At 45.1% G+C, this 16,034-nt stretch carries 16 protein-coding genes and 1 riboswitch; all 16 genes read left to right on the forward strand.

Translation table 11 applies throughout. The annotated features are described in order from the left end of the window. Positions 1 to 11 precede the first annotated feature (11 nt). The 16 genes from B5F53_RS00715 to fdhF all read left to right on the forward strand — a co-directional run bounded on the left by B5F53_RS00715 (position 12) and on the right by fdhF (position 16,012). Complete coding sequence (locus tag B5F53_RS00715; RefSeq protein WP_087218265.1) at positions 12 to 1,262, forward strand: DUF1015 domain-containing protein; 1,251 nt, start codon at positions 12 to 14, stop codon at positions 1,260 to 1,262. A gap of 26 nt (positions 1,263 to 1,288) precedes the next feature. Beyond that, positions 1,289 to 1,816, forward strand: a complete 528-nt coding sequence (locus tag B5F53_RS00720) for a YgjV family protein (RefSeq protein ID WP_087218269.1) — start codon at positions 1,289 to 1,291, stop codon at positions 1,814 to 1,816. Positions 1,817 to 1,914: 98 nt separating this feature from the next. Next, positions 1,915 to 2,547, forward strand: a complete 633-nt coding sequence (locus tag B5F53_RS00725) for a GTP pyrophosphokinase (RefSeq protein WP_087218272.1) — start codon at positions 1,915 to 1,917, stop codon at positions 2,545 to 2,547. A 79-nt stretch (positions 2,548 to 2,626) separates the two neighbouring features. Further along, positions 2,627 to 2,749: riboswitch (molybdenum cofactor riboswitch) on the forward strand. 372 nt (positions 2,750 to 3,121) lie between these two features. Continuing rightward, a complete protein-coding gene (gene moaC / locus B5F53_RS00730; protein ID WP_087219035.1) occupies positions 3,122 to 3,601 on the forward strand; it encodes a cyclic pyranopterin monophosphate synthase MoaC in 480 nt (159 codons plus the stop codon). Further along, positions 3,594 to 4,568, forward strand: coding sequence for a GTP 3',8-cyclase MoaA (gene moaA, locus B5F53_RS00735; RefSeq protein WP_087218275.1), 975 nt, complete (start codon positions 3,594 to 3,596; stop codon positions 4,566 to 4,568). The genes moaC and moaA overlap by 8 nt, the downstream gene beginning before the upstream one ends. Position 4,569: 1 nt before the next feature. After that, on the forward strand, positions 4,570 to 5,064 hold the full coding sequence (locus tag B5F53_RS00740; protein WP_087218277.1) for a MogA/MoaB family molybdenum cofactor biosynthesis protein: 495 nt from the start codon (positions 4,570 to 4,572) through the stop codon (positions 5,062 to 5,064). Continuing rightward, entirely contained in the window at positions 5,061 to 5,507 is a 447-nt protein-coding gene (locus tag B5F53_RS00745) for an MOSC domain-containing protein (protein WP_087218280.1), read from the forward strand. The genes B5F53_RS00740 and B5F53_RS00745 overlap by 4 nt, the downstream gene beginning before the upstream one ends. Positions 5,508 to 5,577: 70 nt before the next feature. Next, positions 5,578 to 6,531, forward strand: a complete 954-nt coding sequence (locus tag B5F53_RS00750; protein ID WP_087218283.1) for a substrate-binding domain-containing protein — start codon at positions 5,578 to 5,580, stop codon at positions 6,529 to 6,531. Between the two features lie 20 nt (positions 6,532 to 6,551). Then, positions 6,552 to 7,238 carry an ABC transporter permease gene (locus B5F53_RS00755; protein ID WP_087218286.1) on the forward strand — a complete coding sequence of 229 codons (687 nt, stop codon included), beginning with the start codon at positions 6,552 to 6,554 and terminating at the stop codon, positions 7,236 to 7,238. Next, the gene (locus tag B5F53_RS00760) at positions 7,225 to 7,935 is read left to right on the forward strand and encodes an ATP-binding cassette domain-containing protein (RefSeq protein ID WP_087218289.1); all 711 of its coding nucleotides are present in this window, start codon (positions 7,225 to 7,227) and stop codon (positions 7,933 to 7,935) included. Before B5F53_RS00755 ends, B5F53_RS00760 begins: the two co-directional genes overlap by 14 nt. After that, on the forward strand, positions 7,932 to 9,164 hold the full coding sequence (locus B5F53_RS00765) for a molybdopterin molybdotransferase MoeA (RefSeq protein WP_087218292.1): 1,233 nt from the start codon (positions 7,932 to 7,934) through the stop codon (positions 9,162 to 9,164). The genes B5F53_RS00760 and B5F53_RS00765 overlap by 4 nt, the downstream gene beginning before the upstream one ends. Before the next feature lie 14 nt (positions 9,165 to 9,178). After that, complete coding sequence (locus B5F53_RS00770; RefSeq protein ID WP_087218295.1) at positions 9,179 to 11,104, forward strand: molybdopterin biosynthesis protein; 1,926 nt, start codon at positions 9,179 to 9,181, stop codon at positions 11,102 to 11,104. A gap of 11 nt (positions 11,105 to 11,115) precedes the next feature. Next, positions 11,116 to 11,568, forward strand: a complete 453-nt coding sequence (locus B5F53_RS00775) for a hypothetical protein (RefSeq protein ID WP_087218300.1) — start codon at positions 11,116 to 11,118, stop codon at positions 11,566 to 11,568. Positions 11,569 to 11,757: 189 nt separating this feature from the next. Next, entirely contained in the window at positions 11,758 to 12,354 is a 597-nt protein-coding gene (gene mobA / locus B5F53_RS00780; protein WP_087218303.1) for a molybdenum cofactor guanylyltransferase, read from the forward strand. A 38-nt stretch (positions 12,355 to 12,392) separates the two neighbouring features. Beyond that, positions 12,393 to 13,040, forward strand: coding sequence for a formate dehydrogenase accessory sulfurtransferase FdhD (locus B5F53_RS00785; RefSeq protein WP_087218306.1), 648 nt, complete (start codon positions 12,393 to 12,395; stop codon positions 13,038 to 13,040). A 137-nt stretch (positions 13,041 to 13,177) separates the two neighbouring features. Beyond that, the gene (fdhF, locus tag B5F53_RS00790; protein ID WP_087218309.1) at positions 13,178 to 16,012 is read left to right on the forward strand and encodes a formate dehydrogenase subunit alpha; all 2,835 of its coding nucleotides are present in this window, start codon (positions 13,178 to 13,180) and stop codon (positions 16,010 to 16,012) included. Positions 16,013 to 16,034 lie beyond the last annotated feature (22 nt).

Raw genomic sequence — 16,034 nt, forward strand, 5'->3', positions numbered from 1 at the left:
AGGAGGAGATTATGGCAACATTAAGAACTTTTCGGGCCCTGCGTCCGGCAAAGGAATATGCGCATCAGGTGGCTGCTCTGCCTTATGATGTACTAAGCAGTCAGGAAGCCAGAGAGGAGGCAAAGGGGAACCCTTTTTCCTTTCTCCATGTGGATAAGGCAGAGATTGATCTGGAGCCGTCTGTGGATTTGTACGATCCTGCCGTTTATGAAAAAGCAGCCGAAAATCTGAAAGAGATGGAAGAAAAAGGAATCCTGAAACAGGAGGAAAAACCTGCGTATTATCTCTATCAGTTAGAAAGAAAGGGCAGAATTCAGACAGGGATCGTAGGATGCGCCTCCATTGATGATTACAAAAACGGGATTGTAAAGAAACATGAGCTGACCCGGGTAGAAAAAGAGGAAGACCGGATTCGCCATGTGGATGCCTGCGACGCAAATACAGGCCCCATTTACCTGACCTGTCCGTACAGCGAGGAGCTTTTGCATCTGATGGAACAGTGGATGGGGGAGAATGCAGCAGAATACGATTTTACTGCACAGGACGGAGTGGCTCATCGGGTATGGGTCATTGACGATCCATCTGTCTGCCGGAAGATAGCAGAGGAATTTGCACAGATTCCGGCGCTGTATATCGCGGACGGCCATCACCGGGCGGCTTCTGCCGTAAAAGTGGGAGAAAAAAGAAGACAGGAAAATCCGGGATACACAGGAGAAGAAGAATTCAATTACTTTCTTTCTGTGGTATTTCCCTGTGAACAGCTTACCGTTCTTCCCTATAACCGTGTGGTAAAAGATTTAAACGGTCTGGAGGAAAAAGCCTTTCTGGGCAGTCTGAAATTTAATTTTGAGCTGATGTTTTTTCCGGGAATGGCCTGCAAGCCGGTGGAAAAACACTGCTTCGGCGTGTATACCAGGGGCCAGTGGTATCATCTGAAAGCCTATGAGGATGTTTATGAGAAAGAAGATCTGATTGGAAAGCTGGATGTGTCCATTTTGCAGAAGAAAGTGCTGGATCCCATACTGGGGATCAAAAATCCCAGAGAAGACAAACGGATATTATATGTAGGCGGAAACCAGTCCATGAAGGAACTGGAGAAACTGGCTGACGAGCAGGGGGGAGCGGCTTTTGTCTTATATCCCACCAGTGTGGAAGAGATTATGGAAGTCGCGGATGCAGGAAGGATTATGCCGCCTAAATCCACCTGGTTTGAACCGAAACTGCGAAGCGGCCTGTTTATTCACAAGCTTCAGGAACAGTAAAAAGTCGATAGAAAGCAGGAGAACGTATGGATGCCGAATTTTTGTTTACACAGTTTTTAGGGTTGTTAGGCGCAGCGCTGTATTTTCTTTCCTACCAGTGCAGAGATAACCGGAAACTTTATGTGATGCAGTTTTTTTCTTATATCTTTTATACCACGCACTTTTTAATATTGGGAGCAATGACAGGGGGGATCAGCTATTTGCTGAATCTGGCCAGATCTCTTTTTCTTGCCAGTAAATGGAAATTTGCACGAAGTAATAAAATGTGCATCATTCTCTGTTTTCTTCAGATAGTTGTTGCGGCTGTAACCTGGGCCGGCTGGATTTCCCTTCTTCCGATATGCGCAAATTTAGCGACGACAATTGGAGGATATACCCATAATGCACAGAAGATCAGAATTGCGACCATGTTTGTGAATTCTCCGTTGTGGATTGTCTATAATATCATCATTGGATCCTGGGCCGGGGTTCTGGATGAAGTGGCCAGTGAGATTTCGGCTATGATTTCCATTTACCGGTATGGCTGGAAAAATTTAGGCGAGATTCAGGATTAATTTATGATTTTTGTATGGAAAGAACACAAAATGTCCACATTTTATGGATAAAATAGGGAGAAAGGTAAAAAGGAAAAGAGGGGAAGACGGAGGTAATTATGACAAACGAGCAGTATTATGAGTTAATCCGGCCCTATCAGAATGCCAATCAGATTATGCTGACCAAGCTGGAAGTATTAAACGAAAATCTGTATCATAAGTCAGATAACGGGCCGATACATAATGTGCAGGATCGAATTAAAGATAAGAAGAGTATTGAGGGGAAACTGGCAAGGATTGGAAAGTCTGACAGCGTACAAAACGCGAAAGATTATCTGAAGGACATTGCAGGAATCCGGGTGATTTGTTATTTCCTGGATGATATTTATAATCTGGTGGATGCCCTGAAGCGTCATACGGATTTGATTTTAATTACAGAGAAAAATTATATTGAAAATCCCAAGCCTAACGGATACCGGAGTTATCACATGATTCTGGCGGTTCCGGTTTATTATCTGGATACCATGGAATATTTTCCGGTGGAGATTCAGCTTCGGACCATGGCCATGGATTTCTGGGCCAGCATGGAGCACCGGATCTGTTATAAAAAGACGCCGGAACACAGAGCCAAACTGGCCAGCGCCTTCTGTCAGTATGCAAAATTACTGGGAGATATTGAGAGCCAGTTTGAGGCCTACAATGAGACGGGGAAACTCCTCCAGGAAGTACATGATAAGGAACAGAAAGAATAGAATGGAAAAATTTGTCTGATTTGTCAGGGAAAGAAGATTTATTTAGATAAAAGATTGTAATAATTCACAAAATATTATATAATACTAAGGAATCCGAGTCCTGTAAAGAGGAATCAGGACCAGCCGATGACAGATCGGCGAGGGTATTGACCGCTTGAATCAATGCCTCCCGTGTTTGGAAAGGATGTCTGCAAAAATTAAGAGCGGAATGATTATTCAGGGAACTTTCTGTATCTTTTTGGAGGGTTTCAGCGGGTTTTTGCGCTTAAAAAGGACTTGGAGTCAAAACTTTATTCTACAATAGAGATTGGAAGCTCTTCATTATTGGCATTGGCCGGATAGTGAGGAACTTTATAAAGGTTGGCTCTGGTCGTTTAGTAAATTTTCCTGTTTAGGAAATCGTGTGATCATTCTGCCTGAGGGTTATCAGGGAACAGGATAGCAGGAGAGAAAGGAGTCGCCGGGAAGGCGGCTCTTTTTATGTAATAGGAAATTCTATCGGATTTCCTATTACATAAAAATATCATAGCGCTCCGCCAAGGAGGCACATGCTGCAATGTTAGGAGAAGAGAAAATGAGTGGAGAGTTTACGCATTTTAATAAAGACGGAAATGCAGTTATGGTAGATGTAACGGATAAAAGCAGGACAGTCCGGGTGGCCGTGGCAAGAGGGGAAATTTGTGTGGGTAAGGAAATTCTCGGGGCAGTGAAAGCACATCGTATAAAGAAAGGCGATGTGCTGGGGGTTGCGACTGTTGCAGGAATTATGGGAGCGAAACAGACTGCCTCGCTGATCCCCATGTGCCACCCGTTAAATATACAGAACTGCACCCTGGATTTTACAGTTAATGAAGAAAAAAGCTGTATTGAAGCAGTGTGTACAGCGAAAATAGAAGAAAAGACAGGAGTGGAAATGGAGGCTCTTACGGGAGTATCCGTGGCTCTTCTTACCATCTATGATATGTGTAAAGCCATAGATAAAAGAATGGAAATAAGAAATATCCATCTTGTGGAAAAGTCTGGTGGGAAAAGCGGGGACTTTAAATATGATTGACAGATATGGAAGAGAAATTGACTACATCCGGATTTCTGTTACGGATCGGTGTAATTTGCGATGTGTGTACTGTATGCCGGAAGAGGGAATATTACTTACCAGTCACCAGGAGATTCTCAGATTCCATGAAATTGTACATCTGGCCGGGATTTTCGCATCTGCAGGAATCCGGAAAATCAAACTGACCGGCGGAGAACCTCTGGTAAGACTGCAGATTGAGCAGTTGGTTAAGGAACTGAAAGGGACAGAGGGAATCGAACAGGTAACTCTGACCACTAATGGCACACTTCTGAGAGAAAAGGCCGAAGCACTGGTACAGGCAGGGATTGACGGAGTTAATATCAGTCTGAACAGTCTGGATCCGGAAGAGTACAGGCAGATAACGAGAAAAGAAGAACTGGACAAAGTATGGGAAGGATTTCAGGAGATGAGAAAATACCCGGAGGTACCGGTTAAAATCAATTGTGTCTCCATGGAGCAGTCTCCCTCCGGTATATGCCGGACAGCGGCCATAGCCCGTGATTATCCGGTACATGTTCGTTTTATAGAAATGATGCCCATAGGGCTGGGGGAAAGCTGCAAAGGACGTTCCGAAGAAGAGCTTCTGCAGATTCTGGAGAAAGAGTTCGGATCAGGAACGCCGATTACAGAAAAACTGGGAAACGGCCCCTGCCATTATGTACAGTTTGAAGGATTTCAGGGGAAAATCGGATTTATCAGCGCCATGAGCCATAAATTCTGTGACAGATGCAATCGGATACGTCTGACATCTCAGGGGTATCTGAAGACTTGTCTGCAGTATGACAGAGGGGTGGATTTAAGAGAACCTTTGCGGACAGGAGCCTCAGACCATATGCTGAGAGAGCTGATTTTACAGGCAGTTTCCCATAAGCCGGCAAGTCACGCTTTTACAGAGAAAGTTTCCAGGGAACGGGAAGAGAAATTTATGTCTCAGATCGGAGGATAAAATGAAAAGAAAAAAGGTAAGTATTATTGTTTCCAGCGACAGCGGATACCGGGGAGAGAGAGAAGATTTAAGCGGCCCGGTAATCCGGGAGATTATGGAAAAGGAAGGCTACGAAGTGGGGGATATTGAGATTTGCCCCGATGATTTGGATATACTGAAAGAAAGGCTCTGTGCCATTGCAGACAGGAAAGAAGCAGAACTGATACTGACAACAGGGGGGACGGGATTTTCGCCCAGAGACTGCATGCCGGAAGCCACAAAGGCGGTCTGTGAAAGAGAAGTACCGGGAATACCGGAAGCTATGCGGGCGTACAGCATGCAGTTTACGAAACGTGCCATGCTTTCCAGAGCCGCGGCAGGAATCAGAGGCACAACGCTGATTATTAACCTTCCGGGAAGTCCCAGGGCGGTTCGTGAATGTCTGGAGTATGTGGCGCCTTATCTGGAACATGGAATAGAAATTTTAACAGGGGAGGCTCAAAATTGCGCGAGATGACAGAGGAGAAAGTTGGAATTGTAAAAGCTGTCTGTATCAGTGACAGAAAGGGAGTTCAGAAGAAAAACGTGGGAAAGGCCAGGTTTCTGGAGAATTTCGGACTTGAAAACGACGCCCACGGAGGGAGCTGGCACCGTCAGGTGAGCCTGCTGTCTTACGAGGTGATAGAGGATTTCAAGGAAAAAGGAGCGCCCGTAGAAGATGGAGCTTTTGGAGAAAACCTGATTGTCACAGGATTTGACTTTAAAAACTGTCCCATAGGTACGAAGTTTTCCTGTAATTCCGTGATTTTAGAAATGACACAAATCGGGAAGACTTGCCATAAAGGATGTGAAATCCAGAAGATTATGGGAGACTGTATTATGCCCAGGGAAGGAGTCTTTGCACGGGTTCTGCAGGGCGGAGAGATTTCCGTGGGAGATAAGATGCGGATGATAGAGTAATCCGCTTTTCAAAATGAATTTCAGAACATAGTTCTGGGAGATAGAAGAAAGATTTAAGGGAGGAAGCGAAATGAAAAAACGAGTATTAGGAATCTTATTGGGAACTGTTCTGGCTTTCGGAATGCTGTCCGGCTGTGGAGGCAGCAATGAAACAGAGGAGCAGCCGGCTGCAGAGGAAACAGCAGAAGAGGCGACAGAGGAAGCAGCAGACACTGAGGAAGCAGAGGACACCCAACAGACAGAGACGACGGAGGAAGGGGAAGAAAAAGGCCAGTTAATGATGGCTACGACTACAAGTACTGCAGATACGGGCCTTTTAGATTATCTGGCTCCTATTTTCCTGGAAGATACAGGCTATGAGCTTTTATGGGATGCAGTGGGTACCGGCGAAGCTTTGAAGATGGGTGAAAACGGAGATGTGGACGTTGTTCTGGTTCATGCAAAAGCAAGCGAAGAAGAATTTGTGGCAAACGGCTACGGCGTGGAGCGTTTCCCTGTAATGTACAATGATTTTATTGTGGTTGGCCCCAGTGAACCCATTGCGGCAACGGAAGATATACAGGCTGTATTCAGCCAGATTCTGGAGGAACAGCTTCCCTTTGTATCCAGAGGAGATGATTCCGGTACAGATAAAAAGGAAAAACAGATTTGGGAAGCTCTAAGCCTGGATCCTACGGGCAACCCCAATTATCTGGAGTCAGGACAGGGAATGGGGGCTACTTTGACAATGTCTGATGAAAAACAGGCATATTGCCTTACAGACAGAGGAACTTATCTGAAAATGAAGAAGGATGCAGATGTAGCCTTAAATCTGGATATTGTATGTGAGGGCGATTCCAACTTACTGAACCAGTACGGAGTCATTGCAGTAAATCCGGAAAAATATCCGGAGGTAGATAATGAAGCGGCAAATGCGTTTATTGAATGGATCTGTTCAGACGAAATTCAGAAGCTGATTGGTGAATATGGAGTAGAAGAATATGGAGAAGCATTGTTTGTTCCCAATGCCGGAACGGATGCATAAATTTTAATTGGTACGATTCAATGCTGAAAACAATTATCAACGAAATTTTTTCAGATGTAGGAGTTTACGACGCCATTCGGGTTACTTTCCAAATGGCGTTAACTTCTACCTTTATTTCTACCGTTCTGGGAATTATTTCCGGACTTGCTCTGGAGAGATTTTCTTTTCCGGGTAAGAGACTGGTGATTCGTATTAACAGAACTTTAATGGGAGTCCCTCCGGTGGTTGTAGGGCTGATTGTCTACATGCTTACAATGCGGAGGGGGCCTTTGGGGAGTTTGGAGCTTCTGTTTACAGTGAAAGGGATGATACTGGCCCAGACAATCATTATCACACCTATTATATGCGGAATGGTTTATACTTATGGAAATAAAACAGCGCCTGAGGTTCGGACATTCGCAAAGACGATGGGAGCCGGCAGACTTCAGACAAATCTTCTTATTCTGAAAGAAATGAAACATGAAATTTATTTTGCCATTGTCAGCGGATTCGGCCGTTCCATCAGTGAGGTTGGAGCGGTTATGCTGGTTGGCGGGAATATTAAAGGGCATACCAGAACCATGACGACAGCAATTTCTCTGCTGAAAAGTCAGGGGATTTTTACGGAAGGTCTGACTTTGGGCGTGCTCCTGCTGATAATGGCGTTTCTTCTCCAGTGTCTGGCTGATTTTTTTCGGAAGGAATCAAAGGAATATGAAAATTATTGATTTAAAAAAAGAGATTGGGCAATTTCACTTACAGGTGGACTATTTAGAACTGGAAGAAGGATGCATCCACGGCTTTATCGGAGGAAACGGAAGCGGAAAAACAACCCTTCTGAAATTAATCATGGGGATCCTGTCTCCGGACAGCGGTTCTATTGATTATAACGGTCTGAATATGAAAGAAATTACCATGACCAGTCAGAGACCTTATCTGCTTCACGATTCCGTTTATGAAAACATTATCTATCCTTTGAAAATACGGGGAATTCGCCCGGAACCCGGGGAAATCGCAGAGTATCTGGAAAACTGCGGAATGGAAGGAAAAGAACGTCAGGCAGCCAGAAGCCTTTCCAGCGGAGAACAGCAAAAGGTGTCAATGATACGCGCCCTTTGTTTTCATCCGCGGCTGATTATGATTGATGAAACATTGTCCAACCTGGATCCGGACAGTGTGGATTTTTTTGAAAAGCAGATTCTAAAGATTCAGGAAAGGGAGAAAAACACCTGGATCCTAATCAGCCACAGACTGAGCGAGATTGCCAGGATCTGTGATCGGGTCCATGTTTTTCATAAAGGGAAAGTTGTAGAGAGCGGGCCGGCCGGAGAGGTATTGTTCCACTCGGAGGTTCCTGAGGTACAACGGTTTCTGAAAGGAGAACTGCTGATAGAAAAGGAAGTTGACAGGAGGAGAATCAGATGAAACTTCTGAAAGTAGACAGCCTGGAACAGGCAAGAAAAAAATTACTGCAGAACATCACCTGGGATATTAAAAAAACAGAAGTTATACCGGTAGAAAAGAGTTTTGGAAGGGTGCTCTCCGGCGATGTAAAGGCAGAAGCGCCGCTTCCCTCCTTTTTTCGTTCTACGGTTGACGGGTATGCAGTGAAGGCAGCAGATACACAGGGAGCGGGCGACGGGCTGCCGGTATTTCTGGATATTATTGAGGAGATCGAGATTGGAAAACCGGCAGAAAAACAAGTTGTCAGCGGAACCTGTTCCTATGTTCCTACCGGCGGAATGCTTCCGGCGGGAGCAGACGCAGTGGTGATGACAGAGTTCTGTGAACTTTTTGACCAGTCCTGTACGGCTGTTTATCAGGCAGTACCCTCCGGGAAAAATGTAGTGCAGATTGGCGAGGATGTTGAAAAGGGTGAAACTATTCTGCCCGCAGGAACCAGACTGGCATCTGCTCAGATAGGAGCTCTGGCGGGGAATGGAAAATGCAGCGCAGAAGTCTATAAACCTCTGAAAGTAACCATTCTTTCTACCGGAGATGAGCTGGTGGCTGCCGGGGAGAACCTGGAACAGGCAAAAGTATATGACATTAATACCCCGGCTCTGCAGCAGCTGGCTGTGGAAATTGGATTTGAAGTGGTAAGAACACAGGTGATTCCGGATCAGGAAGAGCTGTTGGAGAAAGCCATACGTACTGGTATGAGAGACAGTGATTTAGTTGCAGTTTCAGGAGGCAGTTCCCAGGGAAAAAAAGATATTACGGCAGAACTGATGGATCGTCTGGCAAGTCCGGGCGTATTTACACATGGACTTGCTCTGAAGCCCGGAAAGCCTACCATTTTAGCGGTGGATCAGCCGTCTGAGACAATTTTGATGGGACTGCCCGGGCACCCTGCAGCTGCGCTTATGGTGTTCCGGCTTCTGGCCAAATGGATGGAACACTGGAGAACGGGGATGGCAGACAGCTTTAAAATTCCGGCATTTATGAAATGTAATGTTCCGGCAGCGCCGGGGAAGGATACCTGTGTTATGGTGGAACTGAACCAGAGTGAAGACGGACAATATACAGCAAAGCCAGTTCTCGGAAAATCCGGACTGATGCGTACCCTTACCGGATCAGACGGTTACGTGAGGATTCCCATGGGAAAAGAAGGATTAAAAACCGGCGAACTGGTCTGGGTAGAACTTTTTTAAACGATGAGGTAGAGATGAAAAAACGAAATTTATATTTGAAAACTGTATCAGTGGAGGAAGCGCTGGAAAAATACAGGAAGGTTCTGGAGAAAACAGCAGAGAGGAAACGGGAGCGGATTCCGGTAACAGAAAGTCTGGGCAGGATAACGTATTCTGCTGTATATGCAAAGTACTGTTCGCCGTTGTTTAATTCTGCTGCTATGGATGGGATTGCAGTAATTACGGAAAGGACCAAAGGCGCTTCTGAAGTCAGGCCCATTGAGCTGACGGAGGGGGAGGATTATCAGGTTGTAGATACCGGAGATCCGGTGCATCCCCCCTACGATGGTGTTATTATGGCAGAAGATCTTCTGGAGACCGGGCGGGAAGACCGGGTCCGGATTGTAGAAGCGGTTTCTCCATGGCAGCATATCCGTCCCATTGGAGAAGACATTGTTGCCGGGGAGATGATACTGCCCGGTCATCATAAAATACGGGCCATTGACGTAGGCGTTCTGCTCTCTGCCGGGATTACGGAGATAGAAGTTGCCGCCCGTCCTTCTGTTGCGGTTTTTCCCACGGGAACAGAGATTATTGAGCCGGGAGAGACGCCCACAGAGGGGAGCATTATTGAATCAAACTCCCGTATGTTTGAAAATCTGGCGAAAGAACAGGGAGCCAGGGCAGAGCGTTTTCCGGTAATTCCCGATGATTATGAGAAAATTCGCCAAGCAGTGAAAGACGCGGTAAAAAAATACGATATGGTGATTATTAATGCCGGTTCCAGTGCAGGAACAGAAGATTACACGGTTCATGTACTCAGAGAACTGGGAGAAGTGGTGGTTCACGGAGTTGCAATAAAACCGGGAAAACCGGTGATTCTGGCAGTTGTAGAGAATTGTCCGGTCATCGGCCTGCCGGGTTATCCGGTGAGCGCATATATTGGATTTGAAAATTTTGTGACGCCGGTTCTTGCAATGATGGGGGATTATACCTGCAGAAAGAATCCGGTTATAGACGCTGTAATTTCCAAAAGGCTCGTCTCCAGTCTGAAACACAGAGAATATATTCGTGTAAAGGTAGGAAAGGTAGGAGATAAACTTGTGGCAGCGCCCCTGGCAAGAGGCGCAGGTGCCGCTATGTCTATGGTTCGTGCAGACGGCTTTTGTGTGATTCCTCAGAACAGTGAAGGAGTAGAGGCCGGAGAGACGGTGAAGGTGGAACTTTACCGGGAGCGTGAGGAAATTGAAAATACTCTGGTGGTAATCGGAAGCCATGATCTGATTTTAGATATGATAGCAGATTTCATGCCACAGACTCAAAGAGGCATGCATCTGTCAAGTACGCATGTGGGAAGTATGGGTGGTCTGATGGCCCTTAAGAGAAGAGAAGCCCATATCGCACCGATCCATCTTCTGGATGAAAATACCGGCATTTATAATCAGAGCTATCTGCAGAGAATATTCAAGGAACCTATGGTTTTAATCCGGGGAGTAGGACGTGTTCAGGGGCTGATGGTGAAGAAAGGGAATCCTGCAGGAGTCCGTCAGATTGAAGACTTAAAAAGATGTCGTTATGTGAATCGGCAAAGAGGAGCAGGGACAAGAATTCTGCTGGATTATTTATTAAAAAAAGAACAGATTTCTCCGGATGAGATTTCAGGCTACGAGTGTGAGGCCACAACACATATGGCGGTGGCAGCTCAGGTTGCAGGAGAGGGAGCCGATGCAGGAATGGGCGTTTTTTCGGCGGCAAAGGCAATGAATCTGGACTTTTTGCCAGTGGGAAAGGAATCTTATGATTTTGCAGTTTATGAAAAAGATCTGGAGCTCCCGCTGGTACAGTGTTTTATTAAGATACTGAAATCTGAAAAATTTCATGAGAAATTAAAGGAAATGGGAGGATACTCCTGGGAGGAAGCCGGTCAGATTGTAAGAATAGGCAATCATGTGTCCGAGTAAAGGAGGCTGCTGTGAAACAGGAGAAGAAAGAGGGAAAAATATCCGGAATACTGATTTATAAGAAAAAGGGAGAAACACCGGTTCCCTGTACGGTATGTGAATTATCCCGGAAAAAGGGAATTGACGGCGACTGGCACGGGAGCGACCCCGTCAGACAGATTTCAATTCTTCCCGCAGAAGTCAGAGAATCTCAAAAAGAAGGGTTCTGTCTGAAAAAATTCAAGGAAAATCTGCAGATAGAAGGACTGGATTTTTCACAGATTTCTCCGGGAACTTTATTAAAAGCGAAGGAAACCATACTGGAAGTTACCGGGGTTTTTAAGAAGTGTTATCCGGATCTCTGTGAACTGGCCAAAACAGGAGAAAATTGTCTTCTGCGGGAACAGGCAGTATTTGCTAAAGTTATAAAAGAAGGAAAACTCTATAAAGGAGAGATTATAAAAACTGATGTATTCCGGGAGTAAGTGGTAACATACAAATTATTGACAAAAAAATTGAAAAGTGGTATGCTAAACTGACAAAAACATGGATGATAACAAACAGTATGATGTGCAAAATTACATGTCTGCTTCTGTGGCATACCAGCCATTTGGGCAACGTTTACTTAAAAAGGTGAATGTTGCCTTTTTTAGCATCAAATAGAGGAGAGGGCAATGGACACAGGGAAATCGTATTCGCTGTTACTTCTTGCAGGCGGAAAAAGCCGGCGAATGGGGACGGATAAAGCAAGTCTTTTATATGGCGGGAAAACTTTTGCGGAACTGATTATTGAAAAAGCAGAAAGAATCGGGATCAGCCGGATTTTTATATCCGGATTTGATTTTGAAGGAAACAAAGGAAAAGTTGTATGGGATCAGTTTCCTGACCGGGGTCCTTTAGGAGGGATTCATGCCTGCATGAAAGAAATGGATACTCCCTTTTGTTTAATTCTTCCGGTTGATGTACCGGAACTTCCGGTGAATATTCTGGAGGGTCTTATGGACTATCACGAAAATCACAGAAGCGGACTGACGGCGAAACGGGAAATACCGTTATTATGGCAGCATGGTGACCGCAGAGAACCGCTGATTGGTATTTATCCGGTGATTATGGTAAAGAAGATAGAAGAAATGATTAAAGAAAGTGCACTTCCTGTATTCCGCGTTCTGGATCGGTGGGGGTATGAGTGCTATTTTCAGGACGTTTCAGAAGAGAGCATTATTAATGTAAACACACCGGAGCTGTATGAAAAACTGTTAAAGAAGAAATAGAACGGCGGTTTTAAAGAAATAAGGAATAAGGACAGGATATGGAAAAAGAAAAAATTCAGATATTAAGAATTGCAGGGAATGATATTCAGAGAAAAGAAGATGAGGTGGCTCTGGAGTACAGATATAACATTGAATTAAAAAACAACAGAAAAATTTCAGTAGCCTGTACCCCCACATATATGGAAGAGCTGGCTTTAGGACGAAGATTTTTACTTGGTGACCTGGAAATCGGGCATGAGGATGAGAAGGCAGAACCGGTAAAAAGCATTCAGTTAAAAGATATTTTCCGAATTGCCGGAGAGATGTTTGAGAGACCCGGCACACTTTTTCGGGATACGGGGTGTGCGCACAGTTGTGTACTTATTATGGAGGGGAATGTTCTTTGTTCTATGGAAGATATTGGAAGACATAATGCCCTGGACAAGGCTGTTGGCTATGCACTGAAGCATCAGATTCCCATACCGAAATGTGCAGTTTTCAGCAGTGGAAGAATATCGGAAGATTATCTGGAAAAAGTGGTTCAGGCAGGTTTCCCGGTGGTGCTGTCCAGAGCGGCTGTAACTGGCAGTGCAGTGGCTCTTGCCAAAGAAAAAGGGATAACAATGATAGGATTTATACGAAAAGGAACAGGAAATATCTATCATGTGGGAAGAGTGAAAATAGAGGAAAATAGTCTGGAGATTTAGATAATATAACGAAACAGATATAAATTGATTTTCAAATGGAAATATTATATGATATGTTTAAATACAGACGGGTTTTTAAAAAATGAAAAAGCAAACATATTCTGTTGGTGTGTTTGGTTTTAATAAGGAGGAGAGGTATGATAACACTAAAAATTAACAACCGGGTTGTCAGAGTCGAAGAGGGAAGCACAATCCTGCAGGCGGCAAAACAGGCAGGGATTTTCATCCCTACGTTTTGCTTTGACGAGCTGGAACGGATGCCGGCAAAGCATTGCAGCAATTGTACAGAGTACGGAGACTGCAAAATCTGTTCCTGTGAGGTGGAAGGGGAGGTTAGTCTTCTGACCGCCTGCAATACTCAGGCCCGGGACGGTATGGTAGTGTGGACAGAATCGGAAGAGGTTATAAAGGCCAGAACCCGGATATTAAACAGGATGATAGCCACACATCCCCTGGATTGTATGAACTGTAAAAAGCTGGGCGCCTGCAAACTGCAGAAATACTGTGAAATCTATGGTATAAAGGAAGCCCAGTATGAAATTCCCTATGAGCAGCGGGAAAAGGATATGTCCAATCGTTTCTATTATCAGGAACTGGATAAATGTATCCGCTGTGGAAAATGTGTGAGAACCTGCCGGGAGCTGGTGGGAGTTAACGCACTTGCAATGGCACAGAAAGGCGATATAGCCTATGTGGTTCCAAACGGCGGAAATACAATGGCGGAAACCGCCTGCGTATCCTGCGGAAACTGCGTATCTGTCTGTCCGGTGGGAGCCTTGATGCCTAAATCACTCCATGACTTCCGGGAGTGGGAAACCCATAAAGTACGGACAACATGTGCATACTGCGGTGTCGGATGTCAGATTGACTTTTCTGTTAAGGACGGCGTAATTGTGGATGCACAGCCGGCCAATGGTCCTTCGAACCAGGGACTGCTCTGTGTAAAAGGAAAGTTTGCCTATGAATTTATTAATCATGAAGATCGTCTGAAATATCCCATGATTCGTAAAAACGGAAAACTGGAAAGAGCTTCCTGGGAGGAAGCGCTGGATTTGGTGGCCGGCAAGATTCTGGAAGTAAAGGAGAATTACGGTCCCGACGCAATCGCCGGATTTTCTTCAGCGAGAACTGTAAATGAGGACAGTTATTTGTTCCAGAAATTTATCCGCGCTGCAGTGGGAACCAATAATGTGGATCACTGCGCGCGTCTCTGCCACAGCTCCACAGTTGCCGGACTGGCGGCAACTCTGGGGAGCGGGGCAATGACGAACTGTATTACAGAAATAAAAGAGGCGGATGTGATTTTTATTACTGGTTCTAATACCACAGAGACCCATCCGGTTATGGGAATGTATGTGCGCCAGGCTCATCGTATGGGCAAAAAAATAATTGTGGCAGATCCGGTGCGTATCCCACTGGCCGAGATCGCCGATATTTATCTGCAGATTAACCCGGGAACCAGCGTAGCTTTAAGTAACGGAATGCTGCATGTGATTTTCGAAGAAGGGCTGGAAGATAAAGAATATATTGAAAAATACACAGAAGGAATTGAAGAATTAAGAGAAATCGTAAAATCATATACTCCTGAAAAAACAGCGGAAATCTGTGGAGTTGACAAGGAGCTGATTATTCAGGCCGCAAGACTGTATGCAGGCACACACAAATCCTATATCGCTTATGCCATGGGAATTACGCAGCATGTGAATGGAACCGACAATGTATCCAGTCTGAGCAATCTGGCCCTTGTGACAGGAAATATTGGTAAAAAAGCCAGCGGTGTGAATCCGCTGCGCGGACAGAACAACGTACAGGGAGCCTGTGACATGGGAGCGCTGCCCACGGATTATCCGGCCTATCAGAAGGTATTTAATCCGGAAGTACAGGAAAAATTTGAAAAAGCCTGGGGCGTAAAACTCAGCCCGGTGAAAGGCTATACAGTTACAGAGACAATTCCGGCAATACTCGAAGATAAAGTAAAACTGCTGTACATAATGGGAGAAAACCCAATGGTTTCCGATCCGGATTCCAATCATGTAAAACATGCCCTTGAGAAAGCATTCGTTGTAGTACAGGATATTTTTCCAAATGAAACGACAGAGTATGCAGATGTAGTATTTCCGTCAAAAGCATTTGCAGAGAAGGACGGAACTTTTACAAATACGGAACGGCGGGTACAGAGAATACGGAAAGCAGCCAGTGTAAAGGGAGAATGCAGAGACGACTGGTGGACGATTATGGAGGTTATGAACCGTATAGGTTATGATTGTCATTATGACACTGTGGAAGATGTCTTTAATGAAATGAGAACGGTAACGCCTTCGTATTCAGGTATTACCTATGAGAGAATAGAAAAAGAAGGAATTCAGTGGCCCTGTCCTGCAGAAGATCACCCGGGTACACCGATTCTGCACGTAAACGGACCGGGAAGAGGTCTCGGACTGCTGAAAGCTCTGGAGTGGATACCGTCGCCGGATACCTGTAATCCGGAATATCCGCTGGTACTGACATCCTGCCGTATTCTTTATCACTACCACACCAGAACACAGACAGACAAGACACCGGGAATTCATTTTACGGCGCCCAGAAACTGGATCGAAATCGATCAAAGCGATGCCGAAAATCTGAAAATCCAGGAAGGAGAGTGGGTGAAGGTATCTTCTCCGAGAGGCTCCATATATGTAGAAGCACGCATTGTAGATACACTGAGACCGGGGGTAACCTGGATGCCATTCCACTATGCAGGAGGAGCAAATGTTCTGTCTGACTCAGAACATCTGGATCCGGTCAGCAAAATTCCGGGATTTAAACAGATTGGTATTAAAATAGAAAAAGTAGATGACAAAAAAGCCAGAGAGTTAATGGAAGAAGCGCGCAGCAGAGAAATTGAACACTACGATAAAAACGACCCGATTAGCAGTGCATACAGGGAGTATACTGCAGAAAAGCTTACAGATTCTGTCCAGATACAGTAACTGTGGTTAATAAGTGATAGAT

Origin of the sequence: Blautia sp. An249 (assembly GCF_002159835.1) — a bacterium.
GTDB lineage: Bacteria > Bacillota > Clostridia > Lachnospirales > Lachnospiraceae > Blautia_A > Blautia_A avistercoris.